The organism is Micromonospora mirobrigensis (assembly GCF_900091555.1).
Classification (GTDB): Bacteria; Actinomycetota; Actinomycetes; order Mycobacteriales; family Micromonosporaceae; genus Micromonospora; species Micromonospora mirobrigensis.
This window is the reverse complement of record NZ_FMCX01000004.1, coordinates 140,817-163,986: the sequence shown is the minus strand read 5'-3', so window position 1 is coordinate 163,986 and position 23,170 is coordinate 140,817. Positions and strand designations below refer to the sequence as shown.

Genomic DNA, 23,170 nt, shown 5'->3' with positions numbered 1-23,170 from the left:
CCCGCCGGGTCGGCCGGCGCCGGGGTCGCCACCGGGGCGTGGCGGCCCGGACCGACAGGGGACCGTCAGATGATCGACGTGGACGCCGACGTGCCGGCGCGGCGGGACGGGCGGGCGGCGCGGGCGCAGCGCAGCCGCGCCGCCATCGTCGAGGCGCACCTCGCGCTGATCGACGAGGGCGACCTCAAACCCACCGGGGAGCGCATCGCCGAGCGGGCCGGGGTGTCGCTGCGTACCCTCTGGGCCAACTTCAAGGACATGGAGAGCCTCTTCGCCGCCACCGGACGGCTCGTCGCCGAGCGGCAGCGGGCGCTGGCCCGGCCCACCGCGCCAGAGCTGCCGCTGTCCCGGCGGATCGCGGACTTCTGTGCCCAGCGCGCCCGGATGCTGGAGGCACTGGCGCCCTCGGCGCGCGCCTCCGCGCTCCGCGAGCCCTTCTCGCCCCAGCTGCGCCGCAACCGTGAGGCCGGCATCGGCCGGGTACGCGCCGAGATCGGGCAGGTGTTCGCCCCGGAACTGGCGTACGCGGGGCCGGGGCGCGAGCAGCTGCTCGACGCGTTGACCGTGGCGAGTACCTGGTCGGCGTGGTCGATGATGCGCGACGCGATGGGCCTCGACGTCGACGCCGCCCGGGCCACCCTGGCCCGGACCGTCGGCGCACTGCTGGTGGACGCGATCGCCGCCGGGCTGCGCTGACGGCGCGGCCCCCGGCCGGGGCACCCGGAAAATGGCCGGGCGGTGGGCCGCCGCGCTCGTGTTCACTGTGCTGATGGATCGTCAGCGGCTCAGCAGCATCGCCCACACCCACCACCCGATCGCGGCGCCGATCTTCGGGGTCAACGTCAACCGGCTGCTGCGCCGGGCGGACCGGCGACCCAACGCCCGGATCCTCGACCTCGGCTGCGGCGAGGCCGCCTGGGCCCTCCAGGCGCTCGCCCACTACCCCGACGGGCACGCCGACGGCGTCGACACCAGCCCGTACGCCCTGGAACGCGCCGCGGCGGCCGCCGCCGTACGCGGCCTCGCCGACCGGCTCACCCTGCACGAACGCGACGCCCGCTCCTACGTCCCGGACGGCGACCACGACCTGGTGATGTGCGTCGGGTCGACGCACGCGTTCGGCGGGTTCACCGAGACGCTGGAGCTGGCCGGCCGGCACGTCAACCCCGACGGCGTGCTGCTGGTCGGGGAGGGCTACTGGCAGGCGCCGCCCACGACCGCGGCGCTGGCCGGGCTGGACGCCAAACCGGAGGATTTCACCGACCTCGCCGGCCTGGTCGACTCAGCCGAGCGGGCCGGCTGGACGCCGATCTTCGCTCACCTCAGCACCGGCGCCGAGTGGGACGACTACGAGTGGTCGTGGGTGGGTTCGCTCACCGAGTGGGCGCTGGACAACCCCGGCCACCCCGACGCCGCCGGGGCGCTCGCCGCGGCCCGGGAGCACCGGGAGCAGTGGCTGCGCGGCTACCGCGACGTGCTCGGCTTCGCCACGCTGGTGCTGCGCCGCGGCTGACGGCCGGGCGGGCGGGCGACCCGTGCCCCGGGCCCCCGGGCGGCCGGAACCGGCCGGGGGTAGCGTGCCAGACGACGACGATCACGTGGGAGAGGCCGGCGCATGCAGACGACGACGGTGGACGTACCGACCGGCGACGGGGTCGCCGACGCCTACCTGGTGCGGCCGGACGGCGACGGGCCGTTCCCGGCGGTCCTGGTCTTCATGGACGCCTTCGGCCTGCGGCCCCGGATCGCCGAGATGGCGCAGCGGATCGCCGAGCGAGGCTACCTGGTCCTGGTGCCCAACCTGTTCCACCGGGCCGGCCGGGCCCCGCTGGTGGACCTGACCGGTTTGGGCGACCCCGCGCAGCGGGGCGAGATCTTCGGGCGGGTGATGCCGTTCGTCACCGCGCTGACGCCGGAGCTGGTGCGCGCCGACGGCGGGGCGTACCTGGACTTCCTGGCCGCCCGCGACGACGTCGTGGCCGGGCCGGTGGCCATGGTGGGCTACTGCATGGGTGGCACCAACGCGCTGCGGGTGACCGAGGCCCACCCGGACCGGGTGGCCGCGCTGGCCACCTTCCACGCCGGACGGGTGGTCACCGACTCCCCGGACAGCCCGCACCTGGGGGTCGGGTCGGTCCGCGCCGAGCTGTACCTGGCCCACGCCGACCAGGACGGGTCGATGACGCCCGAGCAGATCGCCACCCTGGAGAAGGCCCTCGACGCTGCCGGCGTGCGCTACCGCTCGGAGCTCTATCCCGGCGCCCACCACGGCTTCACCATGGCCGACACCCCGGTCCACGACGAGCGGGCCACCGACCGGCACTGGGCCGCCCTGTTCGACCTGCTGGACCGCACCTTCGGCGGCTGAGGCCCGGGTGCGGCGGCCGCGTCCGGCGCACGATGGTCAGGTGCATCCCGAACCGGTCGACTCCGCCCCCACCCAGGCGTTCCGCCGCGCCACCCTGCGGCAGCGCTGGGAGGACCTCACCTTCGTGCACTGGGCGGTGCCGCCCGAGGTGGTCGCGCCCCTGCTGCCGGCCGGCACCCGTCCGGACACCCTCGACGGGCTGACCTACGTCGGCCTGATCGGCTTCCGGATGGTCGGGCTGGGACTCGGCGTCGGCCCCGGTGTGCCGTACCTCGGCAGCTTCGCCGAGACCAACGTCCGGCTCTACTCGGTCGACGGCACCGGTCGGCGGGCGGTGGTGTTCCGTTCACTGGACGCGTCCCGGCTGGTCCCGGTGCTGGTCGCCCGGGCCACGCTGCGGCTGCCGTACCTCTGGTCGGCGATGCGGGTGCAGCGCGACGGCGACCGGTACGCCTACCGGTGCCGGCGCCGCTGGCCCGGACCGCGCGGCGCGACCAGCCGGCTGGCGGTGCGGGTCGGCGTGCCGATCGCCGAGCCGACGCCGCTGGAGCACTTCGTCACGGCCCGCTGGGGGCTGCACACCCGGGCGTACGGGCGCACCCTGCACCTGCCGAACTGGCATCCGCGCTGGCCGCTGCGTCGGGCCGAGCTGCTGGAGCTCGACGACGAGCTGGTCACCGCCGCCGGGCTGCCCGCGCCGGCCGGTGCGCCGGCCAGCGTGCTCTTCTCACCGGGCGTGCCGGTCCGGTTCGGCCCGCCGGTCACGCTGCGCTGACCCGGCGCCGGAGCGTCGCCCGCCCCGGGCCGGCGAGGCCAGCCCCCGGTCCCGCGCGACGAGGTCAGCCGCGGTCGGCGGCCAAGGCGTCGACCAGACGGCGGCAGGAACCGGCCAGGTTCCACCGCTGGGCCAGCGTGAGCAGCCGGTCCGGGTCGGCCGGAGCGGTCGGCAGCGCGGTGGGCAGCGCCGGCAGCGGCACGTCCAGCGCCACCCGCACCACCTTCGGCGCGACGGCCAGGTAGTCCCGGGCGGCGTCGAGCTTGCCGCGCAGCCCGGGTGCGAAGCCGGAGGCGGGGTCGTCCAGGGCGGTCAGGATGCCGTCGAGGTCGCCGTAGCGGTCGATCAGCCGGGCGGCGGTCTTCTCACCCACCCCCGGCACACCGGGCAGGCCGTCGCTCGGGTCGCCGCGCAGCGCCGCGAAGTCGGCGTACCGGTCGGCGGGGACGCCGTAGCGGGCGCGCACCGCGGCGTCGTCGCAGTCGTCCAGCTTGGCCACGCCCCGCCCGACGTAGAGCAGCCGGGTCGGGTGGGTGTCGTCGACCAGCTGGAACAGGTCCCGGTCGCCGGAGACCACCTCCACCGGGCCGGGCTGGGTGACCGACAGGGTGCCCAGCACGTCGTCGGCCTCGTAGCCGTCGGCGCCGACGGCGGTGATGCCGATCGCGTCGAGGACCTCCAGGATCACCGGCACCTGCGGGGAGAGGGTGTCCGGCACCACCTCGCCGCCCTCGGGCGCCACCCGGTGCGCCTTGTACGACGGGAGCAGCTCCACCCGCCACCGCGGCCGCCAGTCGTGGTCCAACGCGCAGACCATCCGGTCGGGCCGGCGGGTGCGGACCAGTTGGGCGAGCATGTCGAGGAAGCCGCGGACGGCGTTGACCGGCTGGCCGTCCTCGGTCCGGGCGGCGGACTCGGGCACGCCGAAGTAGGCCCGGAAGTAGAGGCTGGGGGAGTCGATCAGCAGGATCGGGGAGCGCTGTGCCACGCCGACAGCCTGGCACAGCGGTACGACGACGTGGGGGAGGGTCGGCCCGGCCGGTCAGCGCCGGTCGCGCCGGTACAGGGTCTCCCGTCGGGCGACGTACTGCAGGGCGTAGCTGGCCACCAGCAGGATCACCGCCAACGCCACCTCGACCCCGGCGACCGTGCCCCGGGCCACGGTGAGGCCCAGCGTGAGCAGCGCCAGGCCCAGCACGGCCAGGATGCCCGCGATCAGCAGCCGGCGACGGCGTACGCCGCCACGGCCGTCGCGCTGTCCGGTCGCCATCGTCGGTGCCCCTCCCGTCCTGCCGCCCACGCTATCGGCGGCGACCGACGCGCGGGCGATAACCGCTCGGTCCCCGGCGCACCGACGGGCAGACTGCACCGATGGTGTTCGTACCCGGACTGGTCCTCGCCCGGCGTTTCCACGACGAGGCGGTCGCCCCCCTGCTGGCCCGCCGCCTGCCCGGGCTCGACCACGCCGCCGGCCTGCTCGACGGCGGCTCCGAGCTGCTCGGCCTGGACACCGAGCGGTCCACCGACCACGACTGGGGCCCGCGGGTGCAGCTCTTCGTCGCCGACGCCACCGACGCCGCCCGGGTACGCGCGGTGCTGGACGCCGCGCTGCCGGCGGAGTTCCTCGGCTGGCCCACCCGGTTCGCCGGCGGTCCGAGCACCCGCCTGGGGGTGGCGGACCCGGGCGGCGACCGGCACGGGGTGACCGTGGACGACCTCGGCGGTTGGCTGCGTGGCCGGCTCGGCTTCGACCCGCGCGACGGCATGGGCGGCGTCGACTGGCTCTCGGTGCCCACCCAGCGGCTGTCCGAGCTGACCGGCGGCGCGGTCTTCGCCGACGGGCTGGGCGGGGCGCTCACCGCCGTCCGGGACCGGCTGGCCTGGTATCCGGACGACGTGTGGCGCCACGTGCTGGCCGCCGCCTGGACCCGGGTCGGGCAGGCCGAGCACCTGCCCGGGCGGTGCGCCGAGGTGGGCGACGAGCTGGGCAGCCGGGTGGTGACCGCCGGGCTGGCTCGCGACCTGATGCGGCTGGGTCTGCTGCTGCACCGCCGCTGGCCCCCGTACGACAAGTGGCTCGGCAGCGTCTTCACCCGCCTGCCGGACGCGGCGCCGGTGGTCGACGCGCTGGCCCGGGCGCTCGGGCCGGGCGGCTGGGCCGACCGGCAGGCCGGCCTGGCCCGTGCCCTGGAGGTCGTCGCCGGCTGGACGAACGGCACCGGCCTGGCCGCGCCGGTGGAGCCGACCACCCGGCCCTTCCACGACCGGCCGTTCCTGGTCCTCGGCGGCGACCGGTTCGCCGCCGCGCTGCGGGCCGCGATCGTCGACCCCGGCCTGCGGGACCGGCCGCTCGTCGGCGCCGTCGACCAGTTCGTGGACAACGTGGATGTGCTCACCCACCCGGACCGGGTCCGCCGGGTGGCGGCGGCGCTCGCGTGGACCGACCCGCCGGGGTGAGCGACCCGGGGAGACCCCGAGGGGAGGCGGTCCGCTCGGCGTCAGGTGCGTGTTCGACAGAAGCGCTGCCGTCGGCGGGCCCGGGCCGAACTCAACCGGGACGGGCTGCCGTGATACCTCCGTCGACAGCGATCTCCGCACCGTGGAGGTAACCGGCGCGCTCCGAGAGCAACCAGGCCACCGCGTCGGCGATCTCCTCGGGGGTTCCGGGGCGTCCGGCGGGCGTGCCGGCGGTCATCCGAGCGACGACGTCGCCGTCGGATGCGTTGATCGGGGTACGCGTCGCACCGGGGGAGACGGTGTTGACCCGCACACCACGGGGACCGAACTCCGCGGCCCAACTGCGGGCGAGTTGGATCTCGGCGGCCTTGGTCGCGGAGTACAGCCCGACGAAGGGGTGCCCGATGTGGGCCATCCAGGAACCGATGACGACGATCGCGCCGTGGCCGCGTTCGGCCATGACCGGGGCCAGTGCGGCGGTCAGGACGTGGGGGGCGCGGACGTTCACCGCGAGCGTGGCTTCCAGGTCGGTGTCGGTCAGACCCACCGTGTCGACGGCCGGGCACACGGCGGCGTTGTGGACCAGGGCGTCCAGTCGTCCGCCGGCGGCCTCGGTGGCGGCGCGGGCGAAATCCCGCAGCACCTGGGGTGGGCCGGCCAGGTCGGAGGGGACGAACACCGCGTTTCCGCCGCTGCCCTCGATGTCGGCGACGACGGCGCCGCCGCGGGTCTGGTCGCGGCCGGTGACGATCACGCGCCATCCCTGCGCGGCAAGGGTCCGGGCGGTGGCGGCGCCGATGCCGCTGGTGGAGCCGGTGACCAGGACAGTGCGGGGATGCGCGGCGGGAGTCTCGGTGGAAGGGGTCATGGTCTCCACCCCACCGCAGGTCCGCGGCCCGCACCAGGGCGTGTCGTGCCTGGTCACGTCACGACCAGGTTCGCGTCGGGGTCTGCTCCTACACTCGATGGGTGCCTACTGACCGTGCTGCCCTGGGGGCGTTCCTGCGGTCTCGGCGAGACCGTCTGACTCCCGCCCAGGCCGGCATCGAGGCATTCCCCGGCCCACGGCGGGTGCCGGGTCTGCGCAAGGAGGAACTCGCCGTGCTCGCCGGGTTGAGCCCGGACCACTACAGCCGCCTGGAGCAGGGACGCCAGCACACCGTCACCGACGAGGTGGTGCAGGCGCTGTCGCGGGCGCTGCAGTTGGACGAGATCGAACGCGCCCACCTGCGGGATCTGGCTGCCCCGACCGCGCACCGGCGGTGGGCCGGGCCGGCGGTCGCTCAACGGCCCGACCCGGGGATGCTGCGCCTGATGGGGGTGCTGAGCCACGTCCCGGTGCTGCTGCTGGGGCGCCGCTCGCAGGTGCTGGCCCGCAACGGGCTGCTCAGCGCGGTGCTGGGGCACCCGATGGAGCCAGGGTCGTCGTTCGCGCGTTGGCTGTTCCTGGACCCCGACGCGCGGACGCGGATCGTGAACTGGGCCGACTTCGCCGCCGCCGCGGTCGGGGCGCTGCGCTACGAGACGGGACGCCACCCCGACGATCGTCGACTCGTCGAGCTGGTGCGGGAACTGCGCCGCGACGATCCCGACGTCGCCCGGTGGTGGGACGACCAGAGGGTCACCTTCCGGACCTCGGTGACCAAGCACGTGGCCCACCCGACGGCCGGACCGCTCAGCTTCGGCATCGAGTCCGTCGTGGGGCCGCACGATCCTGAGCAACGTCTGGTCGTCTACACCGTCGAAACCGACTCGCCGACGGCGCGGGTGCTGCCCCTGCTGGCCAGTTGGACGGACGCGTCTCGGGAGTCGAGCAGAGCGACGAGGTGAACGAGCCACCGCAGGTGGTGGCGGAGGCAGGCAGGACAGGGCTGACGGCGCGGGCCGCGCGGAAGCGGCTGGACTCCGGCCTCACCGTGCCGCGTCTCGTCGCCTCAAGCGGCGCCCGCTGCGTCCTCCGGCCCGTCGAGCAGCGGCCAGACCTCCACCACGCCGTGGGCCACCGCGCACGGGGTCCGGGCGGCCATCGCCACCGCCGCCTCCAGGCTGTCGGCCTCGATCACCGCGAAGCCGGCCAGCGGCAGGGCGGAGGTCAGGAAGGCCCCCTCCCGGGTGTCGGTCCCGGCGGCGTCGTGGTTGCGGACCTGGACCGGGGTGCCGGCCAGGCCCATCCGTACGCCCGCGGCGCGCAGTTGGTCGTCGTGGGCGTGCGCGGCGTCCCGGACGGCCGGGTCGGTGCGGTCGTAGCCGTTCCGGTCGCCGTAGCCGATGGTGATGAAGGTGGGCACGGTGCTACTCCTTTGCCTGGTACGCGGCGGCGGCCTGACCCATCCGGATGACGGCCTCGGTGAGCAGGTCCGGTGAGGTGGCGAAGTTGAGCCGGACGAAGCCGGTGCCCCCGGTGCCGAAGACGTGCCCGGAGCTGAGGGCGACCCGTGCCCGGTCGAGGAACATCCGGGCCGGACCGGCGAGGTCGCTGGCCACGCCGGGCCCGTCGCCGTGGGCCTCGGTGGGCACGCCCAGCGCCGTGCAGTCCAGCCAGGCGAGGTAGGTCCCCTCGGGAGGGCGGTGACCGACGGCGGGCAGGTGGCGGGCCAGCAGCTCGGCCAGCAGCGTGCGGTTGGCGGCCAGGCCGTCGAGGAGCAGGTCGAGCCAGGGCTCCCCGGCGCGCAACGCGGCGGTGTGCGCGAGGATCCCCAGATGGCTGGGGCCGTGGCCGACCTCCTCGGGCATCCGGCGCAGGTCGGCCGCGGCGCGCGGCCCGGCGACCGCGAGCGCCGCCTTCAGGCCGGCGAGGTTCCACGCCTTCGATGCCGAGGCCAGCGCGAACGCGTTCTCCGCGCCGGCGACCGTGAGGTACGGGACGAAGCGCGCCCCGGGCAGCGCCAGCGGGGCGTGGATCTCGTCGGAGATCACCCGCAGGCCGTGCCGGTCGGCCAGCTCGGCGACCATCTCGAGTTCGTCGCGGCGGTGCACGACCCCGGTCGGGTTGTGCGGGTTGCACAGCAGGAACGCCGGCCGCCGACCGTGTGCCCGGGCCGCGCGGAAAGCCTCGTCCAGCGCGGCCGGGTCCAGCCGCAGGTCGGGGCCGAGCGGCGCCTCGATCACCCGCCGGCCGGCGTGGCTGACGAAGGCGTAGAAGGGTGGGTAGACGGGGGAGCAGACCACCACCGCGTCCCCCGGCCCGGTCACCAGCCGCAGCACCTCCACGACGCCCAGCATCACGTCGGGCACCAGCGCGGTGTGCTCGACCCGGAAATCGGTCCACCCCCAGCGCCGGGCGGCGAATTCACCCAGCGCCTCGGCGTACGCCGTGCCGTGCGGATAGCCGGTGTCGCCGAGGTCGATCGCGCGGCGCAGCGCCTCGGCCACCGGCGGCGCCAGCGGCACGTCCATCTCGGCGACCCAGAGGGGGAGCACGTCCTCGGGGTGCAGCCGCCACTTGACGCTGGTGCGTCGCCGCAGCTGCGCCGGCGAGAGCTGGGTGAGCGGGTTCTCCCCCGGTCGCGTGCTGGAGCCTCCCATGCCGCCACCCTAGGCGTACCCGGGCGTGGCCGCCCGTGGTGATGGCGCGGAGAACGTGGTTGGTTTCCCGGCCGGCGCGGCCTATGGTGGGCCGCATGTGTGCGGCCGGTCTGCGTCTGCCCGCCGCCGTCCGCACGGCGGCGGCGGTCCCGGCTGCCCAGCGCCACGCCGTTCCCGCGATCCGACCGGTCTGCCCGACCGCCACCGGCCGCGGTCCCCCGGAAGATCCGATCTTTCTCCGCAACGGCCGTCCAGGGCGAAGCTCACGCAGCTTCGGCCCTTTTTTGTTTTTCCGGGAGGAATCGAGATGGGCACCGACCTGCACCGCACCGAGCCGCAGTGGCTCATCCAGGCGCGCGAGACGTTGACCGGTGAGTTCGCGGCGCAGACCGCCCGGTTGACCGAGTTGACCGCCGACACCGGCGATCCGGGCGAGGCGCACACCCGCTCCGCGCTGATCGCCGCCACCCGGCAGAGCCTGGCGCAGATCACCGACGCGCTACGCCGGATGGCCGACGGCAGCTACGGCGACTGCCGGCGGTGCGCCGGGCGGATCCCGCCGGAGCGGCTGGAGATCCTGCCGCACGCGACCTTCTGCGTGCCCTGCCAGCAGCGGCAGAACGGCTGACCCGACCGGTCCCCGGCGGCGTCCGCCGCCGGGGACCGGTCGGTTCCCGGTCAGCTCGTGGGGAAGCTGTCCGGGGTGCGGATCCGGTCCCGCAGGAAGGTCCCGGACTGGGTGAGCACCGAGGTGCCGGCGTACGTGCCGCCGGCGCAGGTGCCCGGCCGGAACGCGGCGCTGCCCTCGGCCGCGTCCGAGTAGGTCCAGTTCGCGTAGCTGATCTTCAGCCGGTCCAGCAGGTCCAGCCAGGCGGTGCTGCTGGCGGTGTCCACCGCGCCGTCACCGGTGTAGGTGACGGTGCCGAACTCGGTGACGAAGAGCGGGAGCCGGGACGCGGCGCGCTGCACCTCGTTGCGGTAGGCGTCCTTGTGCGACGCGGCGTAGAAGTGGAACGTGTACATGATGTTGTCGGCGCGGACCGGGTTGTTGACGATCTCGTCGGAGTTGCCGCCGTCGGAGACGCCCAGCGAGGACCAGCCGCGGGTGCCGACGATGACCACCGCGTCCGGGTCGTTGGCGCGGATCACCGGGATGACCTGTTCGGCGTAGTTCTTGATGGTCGACCAGCTCACGCCGTTGGGCTCGTTGGCGATCTCGTAGATCACGTTCTTCTTGGCGGCGTTGCGGGCGGCGACCGAGGCGAAGAAGGTCTTGGCCCGGTCCAGGTTGTACGTCGGGTCGCCGGGGGTCAGCGTGTGGAAGTCGATCAGGGCGTACATGCCCCGGGCCTCGGCCTTGTCGACCAGGGCGTTGACCTGGTTGGTGAAGCCGGTCGGGTTGGTCTCGTAGCCCTGTTCCTGCACGTACATGGCGATCCGCAGCAGGTCGGCCCGCCAGTCGTTGGCGAGGGCGTCCAGCGAGGCGTCGTTGTAGCACTGGGCGAACCACTGCAGGCCGTGGGTGCTCATCCCGCGCAGCTGGATCGGGCGGCCGTACTGGTTGCAGAGGTTCACCCCGCAGACCCGCAGCTGGCCGTTGATCGCCACGGGCGTGCTGCCGGTGGGCGGCGGCGGGGTGCTCGGTGACGAGGTCGGGGTGGGCGTGGGGGTGGTCGGCGTCGGGCTCGGTGAGCCGGTCGTGGTGCCGCCGGTGCAGGTCACCCCGTTGAGGGTGAACGTGGTCGGCTTCGGGTTGGCGCCGGTCCAGCTGCCGTTGAAGCCGATGGTGGTGCTCGCGCCGGTGCCCAGCGTCCCGTTGTAGTCGAGGTTGCGGGCGGTGACGGCGGTCCCGCTCTGCTGGTAGGTCGCCGACCAGCCCTGGGAGACCCGCTGGCCTGCGTCGGGGAAGGCGAAGCCGAGGGTCCACCCGGTGACCGGGTCGCCGAGGTTGCTGATGGTGACGGTGGCGGTGAATCCGCCCTGCCAGTCGCTGGTGGTGTAGGTGACGGCGCAGCCGGTGGCGGCCGAGGCCTGCACGGCCGGCAGGGCCACGGTCGCGCCGAGGGTCAGCGCGCCGACGGCGGCGGCCGCGAGGACGGTGCGCCGGGACGGGCGGGGGACAGGTGTCATCGGGATCGGTCCCTATCTCTGCTGCTGCTGGTGGTGGTGGCGTGACGGCCCGGCCGGAGGCCGAACTCGCCCGGAGAGTTCGGTGCCGGCGGGGCATCGCGGGAGCGCTCCCACGGGCAGCGTAGATCGGTCGTCGTCTCCGTGCAACACCATCGGCGGGGCGGCTCAGCCCGCCGGCGGCGCCTCCGCGGTCAGCGGCAGCAGCACCCGGAACACCGTCGCGCCGGGGGCCGACTCCACCCGGATGTCGCCGTGGTGCTTGTGCACCACGATCCGGTACGAGATGTCCAACCCCAGCCCGGTCCCGGAACCCACCGGCTTGGTGGTGAAGAACGGCTCGAAGATCCGCGGGCGGATCTCCGGCGGGATCCCCGGCCCGGTGTCGGCCACCTCCACCACCAGGTGGTCGTCGCTGCGCGAGGTACGCACGGTCAGCACCCCGCGCTCGCCCATCGCGGACAGCGCGTTGTCGATCAGGTTCGTCCAGACCTGGTTCAGCTCGGCGGCGTACGCCGGCACCGGCGGCAGGCTCCGGTCGTACTCGCGGACCAGCTCGACCCCCGCGGGCTTGCGCGCCTTGAGCATCACCAGGGTGGCGTCGAGCAGGTCGTGCACGTCGACGACCTGGAACGGCGCCCGGTCGAGCTGGGAGTACTGCTTGGCCGCGCCGACCAGCTTGGCGACCCGACCCACCGCGTCGTCGATCTCGCGCATCAGCAGCTCGGTGTCGACGGTGTAGACCAGCCAGCGCACCGCCGCCTCCAGGTCCGCCGGGCCCACCGCCGGCTCGACCTTGGCCAGCCAGTCGGCGTCCAGGCCCCCGCCGACCAGGATCGGCGCCAGGTCCCACCCCTCGCGTACGCCGTGCTCGTCGAGCCAGTCGGTCACCGCGTCCTCGGCGTCGGCGGCGGCCATCGGGGAGAGCCGGGGCGCCTTCGCCACCCGGGCCACCGCCTCCTCCTGCAACTCCACCAGCCGGTGCAGCGCCCGCCCGTCGAGGCGGCCGTCGGCGACCAGGGCGAGCTTGTGCCGCATCCCGGCGACCCGGTCGCGCAGCACCGAGGTGGCCCGCACGGCCGCCGCGGCCGGGTTGTTCAGCTCATGGGTGAGACCCGCGGACAGCGCGCCCAGCGCCAGCAGCCGTTCCCGCTCCCCGATGATGGTCTGCGAGTCCCGCATGCCGACGAACAGCCCCTCGAGCAGGTGCATGGCCATCGGGAACCAGGTCCGCACGGCGTGCGCGAAGTCCTCGGCGGGCAGGACGAACAGGTCCGCGTCGGTCACCGCCCGCATCGAGTTGCGGTAGATCTGCGGCTGCTGCTCGTCCAGGTACGCCTGGGTCGCACCGCCGTACACCCCGCGCTGGTCGGTGCGGCTGATCTCGACGTCGTCGTCGCGGACCCGCCGGTGCAGCGCCACCGTGCCTGCCAGCAGCACGAAGAAGCAGGTCGCCGGCTCGCCCTCGCCGTAGACCAGGGTGCCGGCGGCGCGCCGCTCGACCCGGCCCTGCTCGGCCAGCCAGCGCAGCTGCTCGTCGTCGAGCGACTCGAACAGGAACAGCCCGCGCAGTTCGGCCGCGGTAAACGATCCGGTGGTCACTGGGCCTCCAGGTAGCGGTGCACGAGGGAGACGGCCATCGCGCCCTCGCCGACGGCCGAGGCGACCCGCTTGACCGACTGGGCGCGTACGTCGCCGGCGGCGAAGACGCCGGGCAGGCTGGTCTCCAGGTGGTACGGGTCGCGCGGCAGCGACCAGCCGGCCGGGCGCCGGCCGTCGGCGAGCAGGTCCGGCCCGGTGACGATGAAGCCCTTGCGGTCGCGCACCAGCACCCCGTCCAGCCAGTCGGTACGCGGCTCGGCGCCGATGAAGATGAACAGCCAGGACGTGTCGACCGTGCGGGTGGCGCCGGTGCGCCCGTCGCAGAGGGTCAGCCGGCGCAGGTGGTCGTCGCCCTGGGCGCCGACCACGGTGGTGTGCGGGTGCACGGTGACGGTGTCGATCCGGTCCAGCTGGTCGATCAGGTAGCGGGACATCGAGGCGGTCAGGTCGGCGCCCCGGATCAGCAGGTGCACCCGCGAGGCGTACCGGGAGAAGTGCACCGCGGCCTGGCCGGCGGAGTTGGCCCCGCCGACGATGTAGACCTCCTGTTGCACGCAGCTGGGCGCCTCGGTGGCGGTGCTGCCGTAGAAGACCCCCCGCCCGGTGAGGTCGGAGAGCCCCGGCGCGTCCAGCAGCCGGTACGACACCCCGGTGGCCAGCACCACGGTGTGCGCGGCGATCTCGCTGCCGTCGTCGAAGCGCAGCACCCGGGCCGACCCGGCGTCGCCGAGCCCGACCACCTCGCGGGTGCTCAGCAGCTCCGCCCCGAACTTGGTGGCCTGCCGCCGGGCCCGGTCGGTGAGCTGTGCCCCGGACACCCCGTCGGGGAAGCCGAGGTAGTTCTCGATCCGGCTGCTCTGCCCGGCCTGCCCGCCGGTGGCCCGGCGCTCCACCAGCACGGTGCGCAGCCCCTCGGAGGCGCCGTAGACCGCCGAGCCGAGGCCGGCCGGCCCGCCGCCGACCACCACCAGGTCGTAGAAGTCGGTCGCCGGCACCACGGCCAGCCCGGCGAGGGTGGCCAGCTCCGCCTGGCTCGGCTGCACCATCGCCTTGCCCTCGGCGGTGACCACCAGGGGCAGCTCCGCCTCGGTCGCCCCGGCTGCGTCGAGCAGCCGGGCGCCCTCGGGCTCGTCGGCCAGCAGCCAGCGGTAGGGCACCAGGTTGCGGGCCAGGAAGTCGCGCACCTTGAACGAGGGCGCCGACCAGCGGTGGCCGACCACCCGGATCTCGGTGAGCGCGGCGTCCGGGCTGGCCGACCAGGCGTCCAGCAGCTGGTCGAGGACCGGATAGAGCTTCTCCTCCGGCGGGTGCCACGGCTTGAGCAGGTAGTGGTCCAGGTCGACCACGTTGATCGCCTCGATGGCGGCGTCGGTGTCCGCGTACGCGGTCAGCAGCACCCGGCGCGCGGCGGGGAAGATGTCCATCGCGGCCTCGAGGAACTCGATGCCGGTCATCTCCGGCATCCGGTGGTCGGCGACCAGCAGCGCCACCTGCTCGCCGCGGAGCTTCACCTCGCGCAGCGCGTCGAGGGCCTCCGGCCCGGAGGCGGCGCGGACCACGCGGTAGCGGTCGCCGTAGCGGCGGCGCACGTCGCGGGCCACCGCCCGGGACACCGCCGGGTCGTCGTCGACGGTCAGGATCACCGGGTTCGCCATGGCGCCCATGTAATCACCCCGACCGCGCCGGCCGCACCTGCCGCTGCCCCGCGCCGGCCACCGGCGCGGGAAGCCGGTCACCAGGGGGTCGGTGCCGGCGGTGCAACCACCGGTGGCCGGTCGTCGCAGGTGATCGTGTTCGGCAGCAGCCACGGGGCGAGCCATCCGCCGTCGTTGCCGCCCAGGTCGGTCAGGCCGAACTCCGACCCGGCCGGGGTGAAGTGGAACGAGCCGCAGTTGTTGACCCCCACCGCGCCGACGTTGCGGGCGTCGACGTCGGCGAAGGAGGCCGAACCCGCGGCCCGGGCGCTGACCACCGAGGTGCCGGTGCCGTCGATGCGGACGTCCCGGAAGTGCACGCCGGTGATCCGCACCCGGTCCTTCACCGGCCAGTCGCTGACCAGCATGATCGCGTTGTAGGTGTTGTCCAGGAAATGGTCCCCGACCACCTGGATGTCCGCGTCGATGTCGCGGTCCAGCGCGTAGAACCAGATCGCACCCAGGCCGATGTTCCAGTTCAGCTCGTACGTCCCGGCCCGGACGGTGGTGTTGTCGGTGATCCCCAGCCGTCCGGTGAACGGCTCGGCGCCGAACCGGGAGCCGACGTGGATGGCGCTGCCCTCGCGGACCGGGTCGGCGACCAGATTGTGCGACACCGTGTTGTCGGTGCCGCCGTAGACGGCGATGCCGTTGGCCAGGACGGGGGACTGCACGGTGTTGTGGTCGAACGTGTTGCGGGCGTTCCCGGTCCGCTCCGACCACATGGCGAGGCCGTCGTCGCCGGTGTTGCGCACGAAGGTGTGCGACACGGTCGAGTCGGTGACGCCGGTGTGGAAGTTGAGCCCGTCGGCGATCTGGTCGGCGATCACCGTGTTGCTGACCCGCAGGCCGGTCATCGGTCCGTCGAACCACATGCCGACCTTCGTGTGGTGCAGGTAGAGCCCGTCGACGGTGGAGTGGTCGAGCGCCCCGCCGACGCCGTTGACCTGGTCGGTGTCGATCCGCTCGCGGACGTCGCCCTCGACGGCGAAGCCGGACAGGTGCACGTTGTCGCTGCCGCCGTCGGCGGCGTCCCGGCCGTAGAAGCCGACCCCGGTGTGCCGCGAGCCGTCCGGGGCCGGTGTTTCCAGCGTGACCTCCCGGCCCTTGACCACGGTGTACCAGCTGCCGGCCCCGGCGATCGTCACGTCGTCCACGGTGATGTGCCGGTTCACCTGGTACGTGCCCGGCGGCAGGTAGAGCGTGCGGTCCACCCGGCGGGCGTACGCGACGGCCCGGTCGAACGCGGCGGAGGACTCCCGGCGGCCGGTGGGGTCGGCGCCGAAGGCCAGCACGTCGACGGTGCGGGGCGGCACGCGGGGCGGGGCGACGAGGTGCGCGTCCAGCAGGTCGATCACGGTCCAGGCGGCGGCGCTGCCGACGGGGGCGGTCAGCCGGACGACCTCGCCGGCGCGGTGGGTGCGGCCCAGCAGCATCCGCTGCTCGTCGTAGAAGTGGTGCGGCCGGAACGGCCTGCCGACCACCGGTGCAGGCGTGGTGGCAGCGGGGACGCACGAGCACTCGGTGATCCACCAGTCGGGGTGCAGCAGCCCGGCGTCGGGGTCGTTGCTGAACGGGTACTGGTTGTAGAGCCACGCGTACCTCGAGGTGAGGGTCATGGTCCGGGCCGGCCCGTGCCCGACCGTGACGCGCAGCGGCGCGGTGATCCCACCGCCGCCCGGCGCGTCGGGAATGCTGTACCGGACGGTGAGCGCGTTGGTGGCCCGCGGCAGGGTGAACTCGACGTACTGGCCGGGGGACAGGCGCACCGCGCCCCGTCCGGACGCCTCACCGGCGAGGGTGTACGCGGCGCGGTCCGGGCCGATCACCGTCCCGGTCGTCCGCGCGTTCTCCGCCTCCTGCTCGACGAAGTCCACGGCGGCGCCTCGGCCGGCGACCAGCGCCGGGTCGAGCCCTGCCCGGGTGACCACGGGGGCCGCGCCGGCGCGGCCGGCGGCCAGGGCTGTGCCGCCCGCCGGTACGGCGAGCGCGACGGCGACGGCCGCCGCCACGATCCTGGCGATCAGCACGGCCGGGCGACGGTCCGCCCCGCCCGCCACGCTCCGCTGCATCGGACCACCCACTTTCACGAGGGGACGGGGGGCGACGGTGATGGCGCCGGCCGTAGGGTGCACCATGTTATTCCCAGTGTCTGTCAATATTCAAGCAGTGCTTTGCCTGAATCTTGCGGGCGCGCTTCCGGCTCGCCGCCACGCCGGGGACTCGGAGTGCCGGCCCGGACCCGGCCGGAAGGACGCCGACCCCTGTTCATTTCTTGCAAGAAATCGACGTACGATTGCCGTCGTGACGAAACGCCTGACCGAGGTGGCCCGCAAGGCGGGCGTCAGCGAGGCCACCGTGAGCCGGGTGCTCAACGGGCGCGGGGGCGTGTCCGAGGCGACCCGTACCGCGGTGCTGACGGCGCTCGACGTGCTCGGCTACGAGCGGCCGACCAAGCTGCGCGGCGAGCGGGCCCGGCTGGTCGGCCTCGTCCTGCCCGAACTGCAGAACCCGATCTTCCCGGCGCTCGCCGAGGTGGTGACCGGATCGCTCGCGCAGCGCGGCTTCACGCCGGCGCTCTGTGCCCGCACGATCGGCGGCATCTCCGAGGCGGACTACGTCGAGATGCTCCTCGACCACCAGGTCTCTGGCGTGATCTTCGCGGGTGGGTCGTACGCCCTGGCCGACGCCACCCACGAGCACTACCGCCGACTGACCGACCGGGGCCTGCCCGTGGTGCTCGTCAACGCCGGCGTCGACGAGCTGGGCTTCCCCCGGGTCTCCACCGACGACGCGGTGGCCGTCGAGCAGGCGTACGGACATCTGCGGTCGCTCGGGCACGAGCGGATCGGCGTGGTGCTCGGCCCCGAGGGGCACGTCCCGTCCCGCCGCAAGCTGGCCGCGATGATCCGGGCCGCGGGCTGGGCCGACGACACCACGTACGTGCAGCGCTCCAGCTTCTCGATGGAGGGGGCGCGGGTGGCGGCGACCAAGCTGATCGAGCGGGGCGTCACCGGGATCATCTGCGCCAGCGACGTGTTGGCGCTGGGCTCCATCCGGGCGGCGCGGCGCCTCGGCTGCGCGGTGCCGGCCGACGTGTCGGTGGTGGGCTTCGACGACTCCGCGTTCATGACCTGCACCGACCCGCCGTTGACCACGGTGCGGCAGCCCATCGAGACGATGGGGCAGGCCGCGGTGGATCTCCTGGTCACCCAGATCGAGGGGGCCGGCGTGCTGCGCGACGAGCTGCTGTTCGAGCCCGAGCTGGTGGTGCGCGGCTCCACCGCCCCCGCCCGCCACCGCTGACCGGCTGACCCGCTGACCCGCTGACCTGAGAAGACGCTCCGGCCGTCGACCGCTCCCCGCGGTCGGCGGCCGTTTCGTCGTTGACTCCCACCCTGCCCACCGCCGGCCGGCGCCATCTGCCGCTGCAAAGTCGCTTTCTTTCATAATTTCATTCGAACCTTGCTCTCATCAGTCGCCCTCGCTACAGTGACTCCACTCACACGCCGGCCGGCGGCCGAGCGGTGACGATCACGGCATATCAAGCGAAGGCCATGGATACCACCGTTCCCCGAAGGGATGGACAGATGTCCGTACCGCAGTACCGGAAGGCTGCGGCCATAGCGCTCGTGGCCGGCCTGGGGCTCAGCCTGGCGGCGTGCTCCACGAAGAGCGACGGCGAGGCGAAGGACGCCGGCGGCAAGGTCACCATCACGGTCGACTGCCAGCCGGTCGGCGCCCAGAAGGAGCTGTTGAAGAACTGGAACGACGACGTCGCCGAGTTCCAGCGGCAGAACCCGGACATCGTCGTCAAGAGCGTCAGCGTCGGCGAGCAGTGCAACAACCCCCCGGACTTCACCGCCCGCCTCGCCGGCGGCACCGTGACCGACGTCTTCTACGGCTACATGACCGACGTCCAGCAGGTGCTCGACTCCGGCCAGGCGATGGACATCACCCCGTACGCCAACAAGGACACCATCCCCACCTGGGACAGCGTCGACCCCGCACTCAAGGAGGTCTTCACCGACGGCGGCAAGCTCTACGCCATTCCGGTGAAGAACTACTCGATGGGCCTGGTCTACAACAAGGTCCTGTTCCAGCGGGCCGGGCTCGACGTGAACAACCCGCCGAAGACCTGGGCCGACGTCCGGGCCGCCGCCAAGAAGATCTCCGCCCTCGGCAACGGCATCGCCGGCTACTCCGAGTACAGCGCCGGCAACACCGGCGGCTGGCACTTCACCTCCCTGCTCTACTCGCAGGGCGGTCAGGTGCTCACCCCGGACGGCAAGAAGGCCGACTTCAACAACGCCATGGGTAGGCAGGTCCTGCAGAACCTCAAGGACATGCGGTACGGCGACAACAGCATGGGCTCCCGTCAGCTGCTCCAGTGGGGTGACCTGCTGACGAACGCCGGCGCCGGCAGGGTCGGCATGTTCATCGGCGCGCCGGACAGCACCCAGGCGATCGTCAGTCAGTTCCAGGGCAAGTTCCAGGACTGGGCGATGAGCCCGCTGCCCGGCCAGGACGGCCCGGCGAAGGGGACGCTCGGTGGCGGCGAGGGTTACTTCTTCAAGAAGGGCCTCACGCCCGAGCAGGTCAAGGCCGGCCTGAAGTGGATCGCGTACCAGAAGCTGACCCCGGGCAAGGGCCAGTTCGACTACGTCCGGGCCAAGCCGCAGAACTACCCGGTGGGTCTGCCCCAGCCGCTGCTCTTCGCGGGCGGCAGCGACGCGCAGAAGCAGGAACTCGAACTGCGCAAGGCGAACGCGAACGTCGACACCGCCAACTTCACGCTCTTCGAGGCGACCCCGGTGCCGATCAAGGGCGAGCCGCGCAACGCGCAGGCGATCTACGCGGTGCTCGACGCCGCGATGTCGGGTGTGCTGACCAACCCGAACGCGAACATCGACGCGCTGCTCAGGACCGCCGAGCAGAAGGTCAACCAGCTCCTCGCCGCCGAGAGCTGATCCGCAGGTGTGGGGGTCGGCCCGCCGGCCCCCACATCCCGCGCCGCACCGTCCGCGTCACCGACTCACCCAGGAGTTGCCTTGGCGATCACCACCGTCCCGGAGACGTCCAGGAAACCGGGGCGCCCACCGTCGCCGTACTCGGCGAGGTCGCAGCGAACCAGCCTCGGCCGCAAGGTACGGGACAACCTCACCGGCCACGCGTTCCTGATCGGGGCGGTGCTCTGCTTCGTCGTCTTCTCCTGGTACCCGATGATCCGCGGCATCGTGATGAGCTTCCAGCGCACCCGGCGCGGCGAGACCACCTGGGTGGGCTGGGACAACTACTGGCGCATCATCGCCGACCCGAGCTTCTGGCCGGCCTGGCGGAACACGTTCTACTTCACCGTGCTCGCGCTCGTCCTCGGGTACGCGGTGCCGTTCTTCGTGGCGGTGCTGCTCAACGAGTTCCGCCACGCCAAGGGGTACCTGCGGATCCTGGTCTACCTGCCGGTGATGCTGCCGCCGGCCTCCGCGCTGTACCTGTTCAAGTTCTACGCGTACGACCCCAGCGAGGCGGGACTGTTCAACGCGATCCTCAAGGCGCTGCACCTGCCCACCTCGCAGTGGATGCAGTCGCCGCAGATGACGATGCCGGCGATGGTGATCGCGTCGACCTGGATGAACATGGGCGGCGCGGTGCTGATCTACCTGGCGTCGCTGCAGAACATCCCCGGCGAGCTGTACGAGGCCGCCGAGCTGGACGGCGCCGGGATCTGGCGGCGGATCGTCCACGTCACGATCCCGCAGACCCGGCTGATCCTCGCGCTCCTGGCGATGCTGCAGATCGTCGCCACCATGCAGCTCTTCATCGAGCCCCTGATCCTCGCCAACGGTGCGGGCGCGGAGGACTCCGCGACCTCGGTGGCCTACCTCATCTACCAGCACGGGTTCTTCCAGAACGACCTCAACGGCGCCGCCGCCCTGGGCGTGATCATGCTCGTGGTGCTGGCCGGCTTCTCCGCCGGTTACGTGCGGCTGACTGCGAAACAGGACTAGGACGGCGAGGAATGGCACAGGATTCCGGAACCCGGACCCTCATCTCCCAGGCCCAGATCAGCCGGGGCCGCGGTCGGGTCATCTACTGGACGCTGCTGGTCGTCGTCGTGGTGGGGTTCACGCTCGCCTTCCTCGGGCCGCTCTACTGGATGGTCACCGGTGCGCTCAAGTCCGGCCAGGAGATCGCGCAGACCCCACCCACGCTGTTTCCGAAGGATCCGCGGCCGCAGAACTACGTCGACGCGTGGAACAACCTCGCCCTCGCCAAGCTGCTGTTCAACACGTTCTACTACGCGACCGGCGCGGTGCTGTTCCAACTCGTCCTCGACGCGGCGGCCGCGTACTCGTTGTCGAAGCTTCGACCGATCTTCGGCAACGTGATCCTCGGCCTGATGCTCGCCACCCTGATGATCCCGGCGATGGTGCTCATCGTTCCGCAGTACGTGACCGTGCTCGACCTGCCGATCCTGCACCTCAATCTGCTCGACTCGCCGTTCGCCATCTGGCTGCCGATGGTCGCGAACGCGTTCAACATCTTCCTGCTGAAGCGGTTCTTCGACTCGATCCCCGAGGAGTTGATGGCGGCGGCCCTCATGGACGGGGCGTCGTCGCTGCGCACGCTCTGGTCGATCATCCTGCCGCTGTCGCGCCCGATCCTCGGCGTGGTCTCGATCTTCGCCGTGACGGCGGTCTGGAAGGACTTCCTCTGGCCGAAGCTGGTCATGCCCTCGCCCGAGACCCGGACGGTCAGCGTCGGCATCTACACCTTCGCCGGTGGCACCCCGATGAACGTGGTGATCGCCGCCTCGGTGATCGCCGCCCTCCCGACCGTCGTCATCTTCCTGATCTTCCAACGGAACATCATGTCGGGTCTGACCACGGGCAGCATCAAGGGATAGCCCGTTCCAATGCAGAAAGCAGGTGCTCATGTCCACACCAGACAGACGTCCGTGGTGGCGTGGGGCGGTTATCTACCAGGTCTATCCCCGTAGCTTCGCCGACGCGGACGGCGACGGCGTCGGCGACCTCGCCGGCATCCGGTCCCGGCTCCACCACCTGTCCGAGCTGGGCGTCGACGCCATCTGGTTCAGCCCCTGGTACCCGTCCCCGATGGCCGACGCCGGCTACGACGTGGCCGACCACCGCGACATCGACCCGGTCTTCGGCACCCTGGCCGAGGCCGAGGCGCTGATCGGCGAGGCGCACGAGCTGGGCATCCGGATCATCGTCGACGTGGTGCCGAACCACTGCTCCGATGCCCACCCCTGGTTCCGGGCGGCCCTCGCCGGCGGGCCGGACGCGCCCGAGCGGGAGCTGTTCTGGTTCCGCCCCGGGCGGGGTCCGGACGGCGACCAGCGGCCCACCGACTGGGTGGGCGAGTTCGGCGGCCCCACCTGGACCCGGACGATCGACCCGGACGGCACCCCCGGCGACTGGTACCTGCACCTGTTCGCCCCCGAGCAGCCGGACTTCAACTGGGACCACCTGAGGGTGCGGGCCGAGTTCGAGGACATCCTGCGGTTCTGGTTCGACCGCGGGGTCGACGGCATCCGCATCGACTCGGCCGGGCTGCTGGTCAAGGACGGCACCCTGCCCGAGACCCGGCCGGACCGGCCGCACCCCTTCCGCGATCTCGACGGGGTGCACGAGATCTATCGGAGTTGGCGGCGGGTCGCCGACTCCTACCCGGGTGACCGGGCCCTGATCGGCGAGGTGTGGCTGCCGGACCGACAGCGGTTCGCCAACTACCTGCGCCCCGACGAGCTGCACGCGGCCTTCAACTTCGACTTCCTCGGCTGCGCCTGGGACGCCTCGGCGCTGCGCGAGAGCATCGACGGGACACTGAGCGCCCACGCGCCGGTCGGCGCGCCCGCCACCTGGGTGCTCTCCAACCACGACGTCACCCGGCACGTCACCCGCTACGGCCGGGCGGACACCCGGTTCAGCTTCGCGGCCAAGCGCGAGGGGATCCCCACCGACCTGGAACTGGGCACCCGCCGGGCCCGGGCCGCCGCGCTGCTGTCCCTGTCGCTGCCCGGCGCCGCGTACGTCTACCAGGGGGACGAGCTGGGGCTCTGGGAGGTCGAGGACATCCCGTACGAGCTGCGCCAGGACCCGATGTGGGAACGGTCCGGCCGGGTCGACCCCGGCCGGGACGGCTGTCGGGTGCCGTTGCCCTGGGCCGGTGACACCCCGCCGTTCGGGTTCAGCCCCGACGGCGCGGCGGCCGAACCCTGGTTGCCGCAGCCGGCCGACTGGAAGGACCGCACGGCCCGCGCCCAGACCGGCGACCCGCACTCGATGCTGGAGCTCTACCGGGCGGCCATCGCGATCCGCCGGTCCGAGTCCGCGCTCGGCGACGGCGGGCTCACCTGGCTGCCCGCCCCGGATCAGGTGCTCGCCTTCGCCCGCGATTCCGGCTTCACCTGCCTGGTCAACCTCTCCGCGGTCGCCGTGCCGCTGCCCGCGCACGAGCGGGTGCTGCTGTCCAGCGGACCGCTCGACGACGACCGGCTGCCGTCGGACACCGCGGTCTGGCTGCGCACCCGCTGACCCGTCCCCGGCGCCGGCGGCCCGTCCCGGCCGCCGGCGCCGCCCGAGCAGGGAGGAGGAA

General features: G+C 73.0%; 21 protein-coding genes. 12 read left to right on the top strand and 9 right to left on the bottom strand.

All coding sequences use genetic code 11. The features are described 5' to 3' along the window. Positions 1-69 precede the first annotated feature (69 nt). The 4 genes from GA0070564_RS15320 (at position 70) to GA0070564_RS15305 (ending at position 3,143) form a co-directional block, all read left to right on the top strand. Positions 70-696 carry a TetR/AcrR family transcriptional regulator gene (locus GA0070564_RS15320; RefSeq protein WP_091609324.1) on the top strand — a complete coding sequence of 209 codons (627 nt, stop codon included), beginning with the start codon at positions 70-72 and terminating at the stop codon, positions 694-696. 73 nt (positions 697-769) lie between these two features. Next, positions 770-1,513, top strand: a complete 744-nt coding sequence (locus GA0070564_RS15315) for an SAM-dependent methyltransferase (protein ID WP_091609655.1) — start codon at positions 770-772, stop codon at positions 1,511-1,513. A gap of 102 nt (positions 1,514-1,615) precedes the next feature. Further along, positions 1,616-2,368 (top strand): dienelactone hydrolase family protein, encoded by a 753-nt coding sequence (locus GA0070564_RS15310; RefSeq protein ID WP_091609323.1) that lies wholly within the window; start codon positions 1,616-1,618, stop codon positions 2,366-2,368. Positions 2,369-2,408: 40 nt separating this feature from the next. Then, complete coding sequence (locus GA0070564_RS15305; RefSeq protein ID WP_091609322.1) at positions 2,409-3,143, top strand: YqjF family protein; 735 nt, start codon at positions 2,409-2,411, stop codon at positions 3,141-3,143. A gap of 64 nt (positions 3,144-3,207) precedes the next feature. Here GA0070564_RS15305 and GA0070564_RS15300 read toward each other — a convergent pair whose 3' ends face one another. Next, the gene (locus GA0070564_RS15300) at positions 3,208-4,131 is read right to left on the bottom strand and encodes a 5'-3' exonuclease (RefSeq protein ID WP_091609321.1); all 924 of its coding nucleotides are present in this window, start codon (positions 4,129-4,131) and stop codon (positions 3,208-3,210) included. A 54-nt stretch (positions 4,132-4,185) separates the two neighbouring features. Then, positions 4,186-4,413, bottom strand: a complete 228-nt coding sequence (locus GA0070564_RS15295) for a hypothetical protein (protein WP_091609320.1) — start codon at positions 4,411-4,413, stop codon at positions 4,186-4,188. A 101-nt stretch (positions 4,414-4,514) separates the two neighbouring features. On the opposite strand from GA0070564_RS15295, the gene GA0070564_RS15290 reads away from it, so the two are divergent. Continuing rightward, a complete protein-coding gene (locus GA0070564_RS15290) occupies positions 4,515-5,600 on the top strand; it encodes a DUF4037 domain-containing protein (RefSeq protein WP_091609319.1) in 1,086 nt (361 codons plus the stop codon). Between the two features lie 91 nt (positions 5,601-5,691). Here the strand turns inward: GA0070564_RS15290 and GA0070564_RS15285 are convergent, their stop codons facing one another. Continuing rightward, positions 5,692-6,468: an SDR family NAD(P)-dependent oxidoreductase gene (locus GA0070564_RS15285; protein WP_091609654.1), complete on the bottom strand. Its 777-nt coding sequence runs from the start codon at positions 6,466-6,468 to the stop codon at positions 5,692-5,694. A gap of 101 nt (positions 6,469-6,569) precedes the next feature. On the opposite strand from GA0070564_RS15285, the gene GA0070564_RS15280 reads away from it, so the two are divergent. Then, positions 6,570-7,430, top strand: coding sequence for a helix-turn-helix transcriptional regulator (locus GA0070564_RS15280; protein ID WP_091609318.1), 861 nt, complete (start codon positions 6,570-6,572; stop codon positions 7,428-7,430). 104 nt (positions 7,431-7,534) lie between these two features. Here the strand turns inward: GA0070564_RS15280 and GA0070564_RS15275 are convergent, their stop codons facing one another. After that, positions 7,535-7,888 (bottom strand): YciI family protein, encoded by a 354-nt coding sequence (locus tag GA0070564_RS15275; protein WP_091609317.1) that lies wholly within the window; start codon positions 7,886-7,888, stop codon positions 7,535-7,537. A 4-nt stretch (positions 7,889-7,892) separates the two neighbouring features. After that, positions 7,893-9,125, bottom strand: coding sequence for a MalY/PatB family protein (locus GA0070564_RS15270; RefSeq protein WP_091609316.1), 1,233 nt, complete (start codon positions 9,123-9,125; stop codon positions 7,893-7,895). 307 nt (positions 9,126-9,432) lie between these two features. Here GA0070564_RS15270 and GA0070564_RS15265 point away from each other — a divergent pair, with 307 nt between their 5' ends. Further along, complete coding sequence (locus GA0070564_RS15265; RefSeq protein ID WP_091609315.1) at positions 9,433-9,753, top strand: TraR/DksA family transcriptional regulator; 321 nt, start codon at positions 9,433-9,435, stop codon at positions 9,751-9,753. 50 nt (positions 9,754-9,803) lie between these two features. Here the strand turns inward: GA0070564_RS15265 and GA0070564_RS15260 are convergent, their stop codons facing one another. From GA0070564_RS15260 to GA0070564_RS15245, 4 genes are all read right to left on the bottom strand, one after another. Continuing rightward, positions 9,804-11,255 carry a cellulase family glycosylhydrolase gene (locus tag GA0070564_RS15260; protein WP_091609314.1) on the bottom strand — a complete coding sequence of 484 codons (1,452 nt, stop codon included), beginning with the start codon at positions 11,253-11,255 and terminating at the stop codon, positions 9,804-9,806. Positions 11,256-11,420: 165 nt separating this feature from the next. Next, positions 11,421-12,854, bottom strand: a complete 1,434-nt coding sequence (locus tag GA0070564_RS15255; protein WP_091609313.1) for an ATP-binding protein — start codon at positions 12,852-12,854, stop codon at positions 11,421-11,423. Beyond that, on the bottom strand, positions 12,851-14,518 hold the full coding sequence (locus GA0070564_RS15250) for an NAD(P)/FAD-dependent oxidoreductase (RefSeq protein ID WP_245670016.1): 1,668 nt from the start codon (positions 14,516-14,518) through the stop codon (positions 12,851-12,853). The genes GA0070564_RS15255 and GA0070564_RS15250 overlap by 4 nt, the downstream gene beginning before the upstream one ends. 68 nt (positions 14,519-14,586) lie before the next feature. Next, positions 14,587-16,620: a glycosyl hydrolase family 28-related protein gene (locus tag GA0070564_RS15245; RefSeq protein WP_091609312.1), complete on the bottom strand. Its 2,034-nt coding sequence runs from the start codon at positions 16,618-16,620 to the stop codon at positions 14,587-14,589. Positions 16,621-16,852: 232 nt separating this feature from the next. Between GA0070564_RS15245 and GA0070564_RS15240 the strand changes: the two genes are divergently transcribed. The 5 genes from GA0070564_RS15240 to GA0070564_RS15220 all read left to right on the top strand — a co-directional run bounded on the left by GA0070564_RS15240 (position 16,853) and on the right by GA0070564_RS15220 (position 23,109). Further along, entirely contained in the window at positions 16,853-17,854 is a 1,002-nt protein-coding gene (locus GA0070564_RS15240) for a LacI family DNA-binding transcriptional regulator (protein ID WP_091609311.1), read from the top strand. 284 nt (positions 17,855-18,138) lie between these two features. Continuing rightward, complete coding sequence (locus GA0070564_RS15235; RefSeq protein ID WP_091609310.1) at positions 18,139-19,518, top strand: ABC transporter substrate-binding protein; 1,380 nt, start codon at positions 18,139-18,141, stop codon at positions 19,516-19,518. A gap of 81 nt (positions 19,519-19,599) precedes the next feature. After that, positions 19,600-20,556, top strand: coding sequence for a carbohydrate ABC transporter permease (locus GA0070564_RS15230; protein ID WP_091609309.1), 957 nt, complete (start codon positions 19,600-19,602; stop codon positions 20,554-20,556). A gap of 11 nt (positions 20,557-20,567) precedes the next feature. Continuing rightward, positions 20,568-21,455 carry a carbohydrate ABC transporter permease gene (locus GA0070564_RS15225; protein WP_091609308.1) on the top strand — a complete coding sequence of 296 codons (888 nt, stop codon included), beginning with the start codon at positions 20,568-20,570 and terminating at the stop codon, positions 21,453-21,455. Positions 21,456-21,483: 28 nt separating this feature from the next. Further along, positions 21,484-23,109, top strand: coding sequence for a glycoside hydrolase family 13 protein (locus GA0070564_RS15220; RefSeq protein WP_091609307.1), 1,626 nt, complete (start codon positions 21,484-21,486; stop codon positions 23,107-23,109). Positions 23,110-23,170: the final 61 nt, after the last annotated feature.

Bases quoted from the DNA above. Each gene is read 5' to 3' on its own strand.
- GA0070564_RS15220 (WP_091609307.1), top strand. From the start codon at position 21,484: ATGTCCACACCAGACAGACGTCCGTGGTGGCGTGGGGCGGTTATCTAC.
- GA0070564_RS15260 (WP_091609314.1), bottom strand. From the start codon at position 11,255: ATGACACCTGTCCCCCGCCCGTCCCGGCGCACCGTCCTCGCGGCCGCC.
- GA0070564_RS15265 (WP_091609315.1), top strand. From the start codon at position 9,433: ATGGGCACCGACCTGCACCGCACCGAGCCGCAGTGGCTCATCCAGGCG.
- GA0070564_RS15295 (WP_091609320.1), bottom strand. From the start codon at position 4,413: ATGGCGACCGGACAGCGCGACGGCCGTGGCGGCGTACGCCGTCGCCGG.
- GA0070564_RS15270 (WP_091609316.1), bottom strand. From the start codon at position 9,125: ATGGGAGGCTCCAGCACGCGACCGGGGGAGAACCCGCTCACCCAGCTC.
- GA0070564_RS15235 (WP_091609310.1), top strand. From the start codon at position 18,139: ATGTCCGTACCGCAGTACCGGAAGGCTGCGGCCATAGCGCTCGTGGCC.
- GA0070564_RS15315 (WP_091609655.1), top strand. From the start codon at position 770: ATGGATCGTCAGCGGCTCAGCAGCATCGCCCACACCCACCACCCGATC.
- GA0070564_RS15245 (WP_091609312.1), bottom strand. From the start codon at position 16,620: ATGCAGCGGAGCGTGGCGGGCGGGGCGGACCGTCGCCCGGCCGTGCTG.
- GA0070564_RS15250 (WP_245670016.1), bottom strand. From the start codon at position 14,518: ATGGGCGCCATGGCGAACCCGGTGATCCTGACCGTCGACGACGACCCG.
- GA0070564_RS15310 (WP_091609323.1), top strand. From the start codon at position 1,616: ATGCAGACGACGACGGTGGACGTACCGACCGGCGACGGGGTCGCCGAC.
- GA0070564_RS15290 (WP_091609319.1), top strand. From the start codon at position 4,515: ATGGTGTTCGTACCCGGACTGGTCCTCGCCCGGCGTTTCCACGACGAG.
- GA0070564_RS15320 (WP_091609324.1), top strand. From the start codon at position 70: ATGATCGACGTGGACGCCGACGTGCCGGCGCGGCGGGACGGGCGGGCG.
- GA0070564_RS15285 (WP_091609654.1), bottom strand. From the start codon at position 6,468: ATGACCCCTTCCACCGAGACTCCCGCCGCGCATCCCCGCACTGTCCTG.
- GA0070564_RS15225 (WP_091609308.1), top strand. From the start codon at position 20,568: ATGGCACAGGATTCCGGAACCCGGACCCTCATCTCCCAGGCCCAGATC.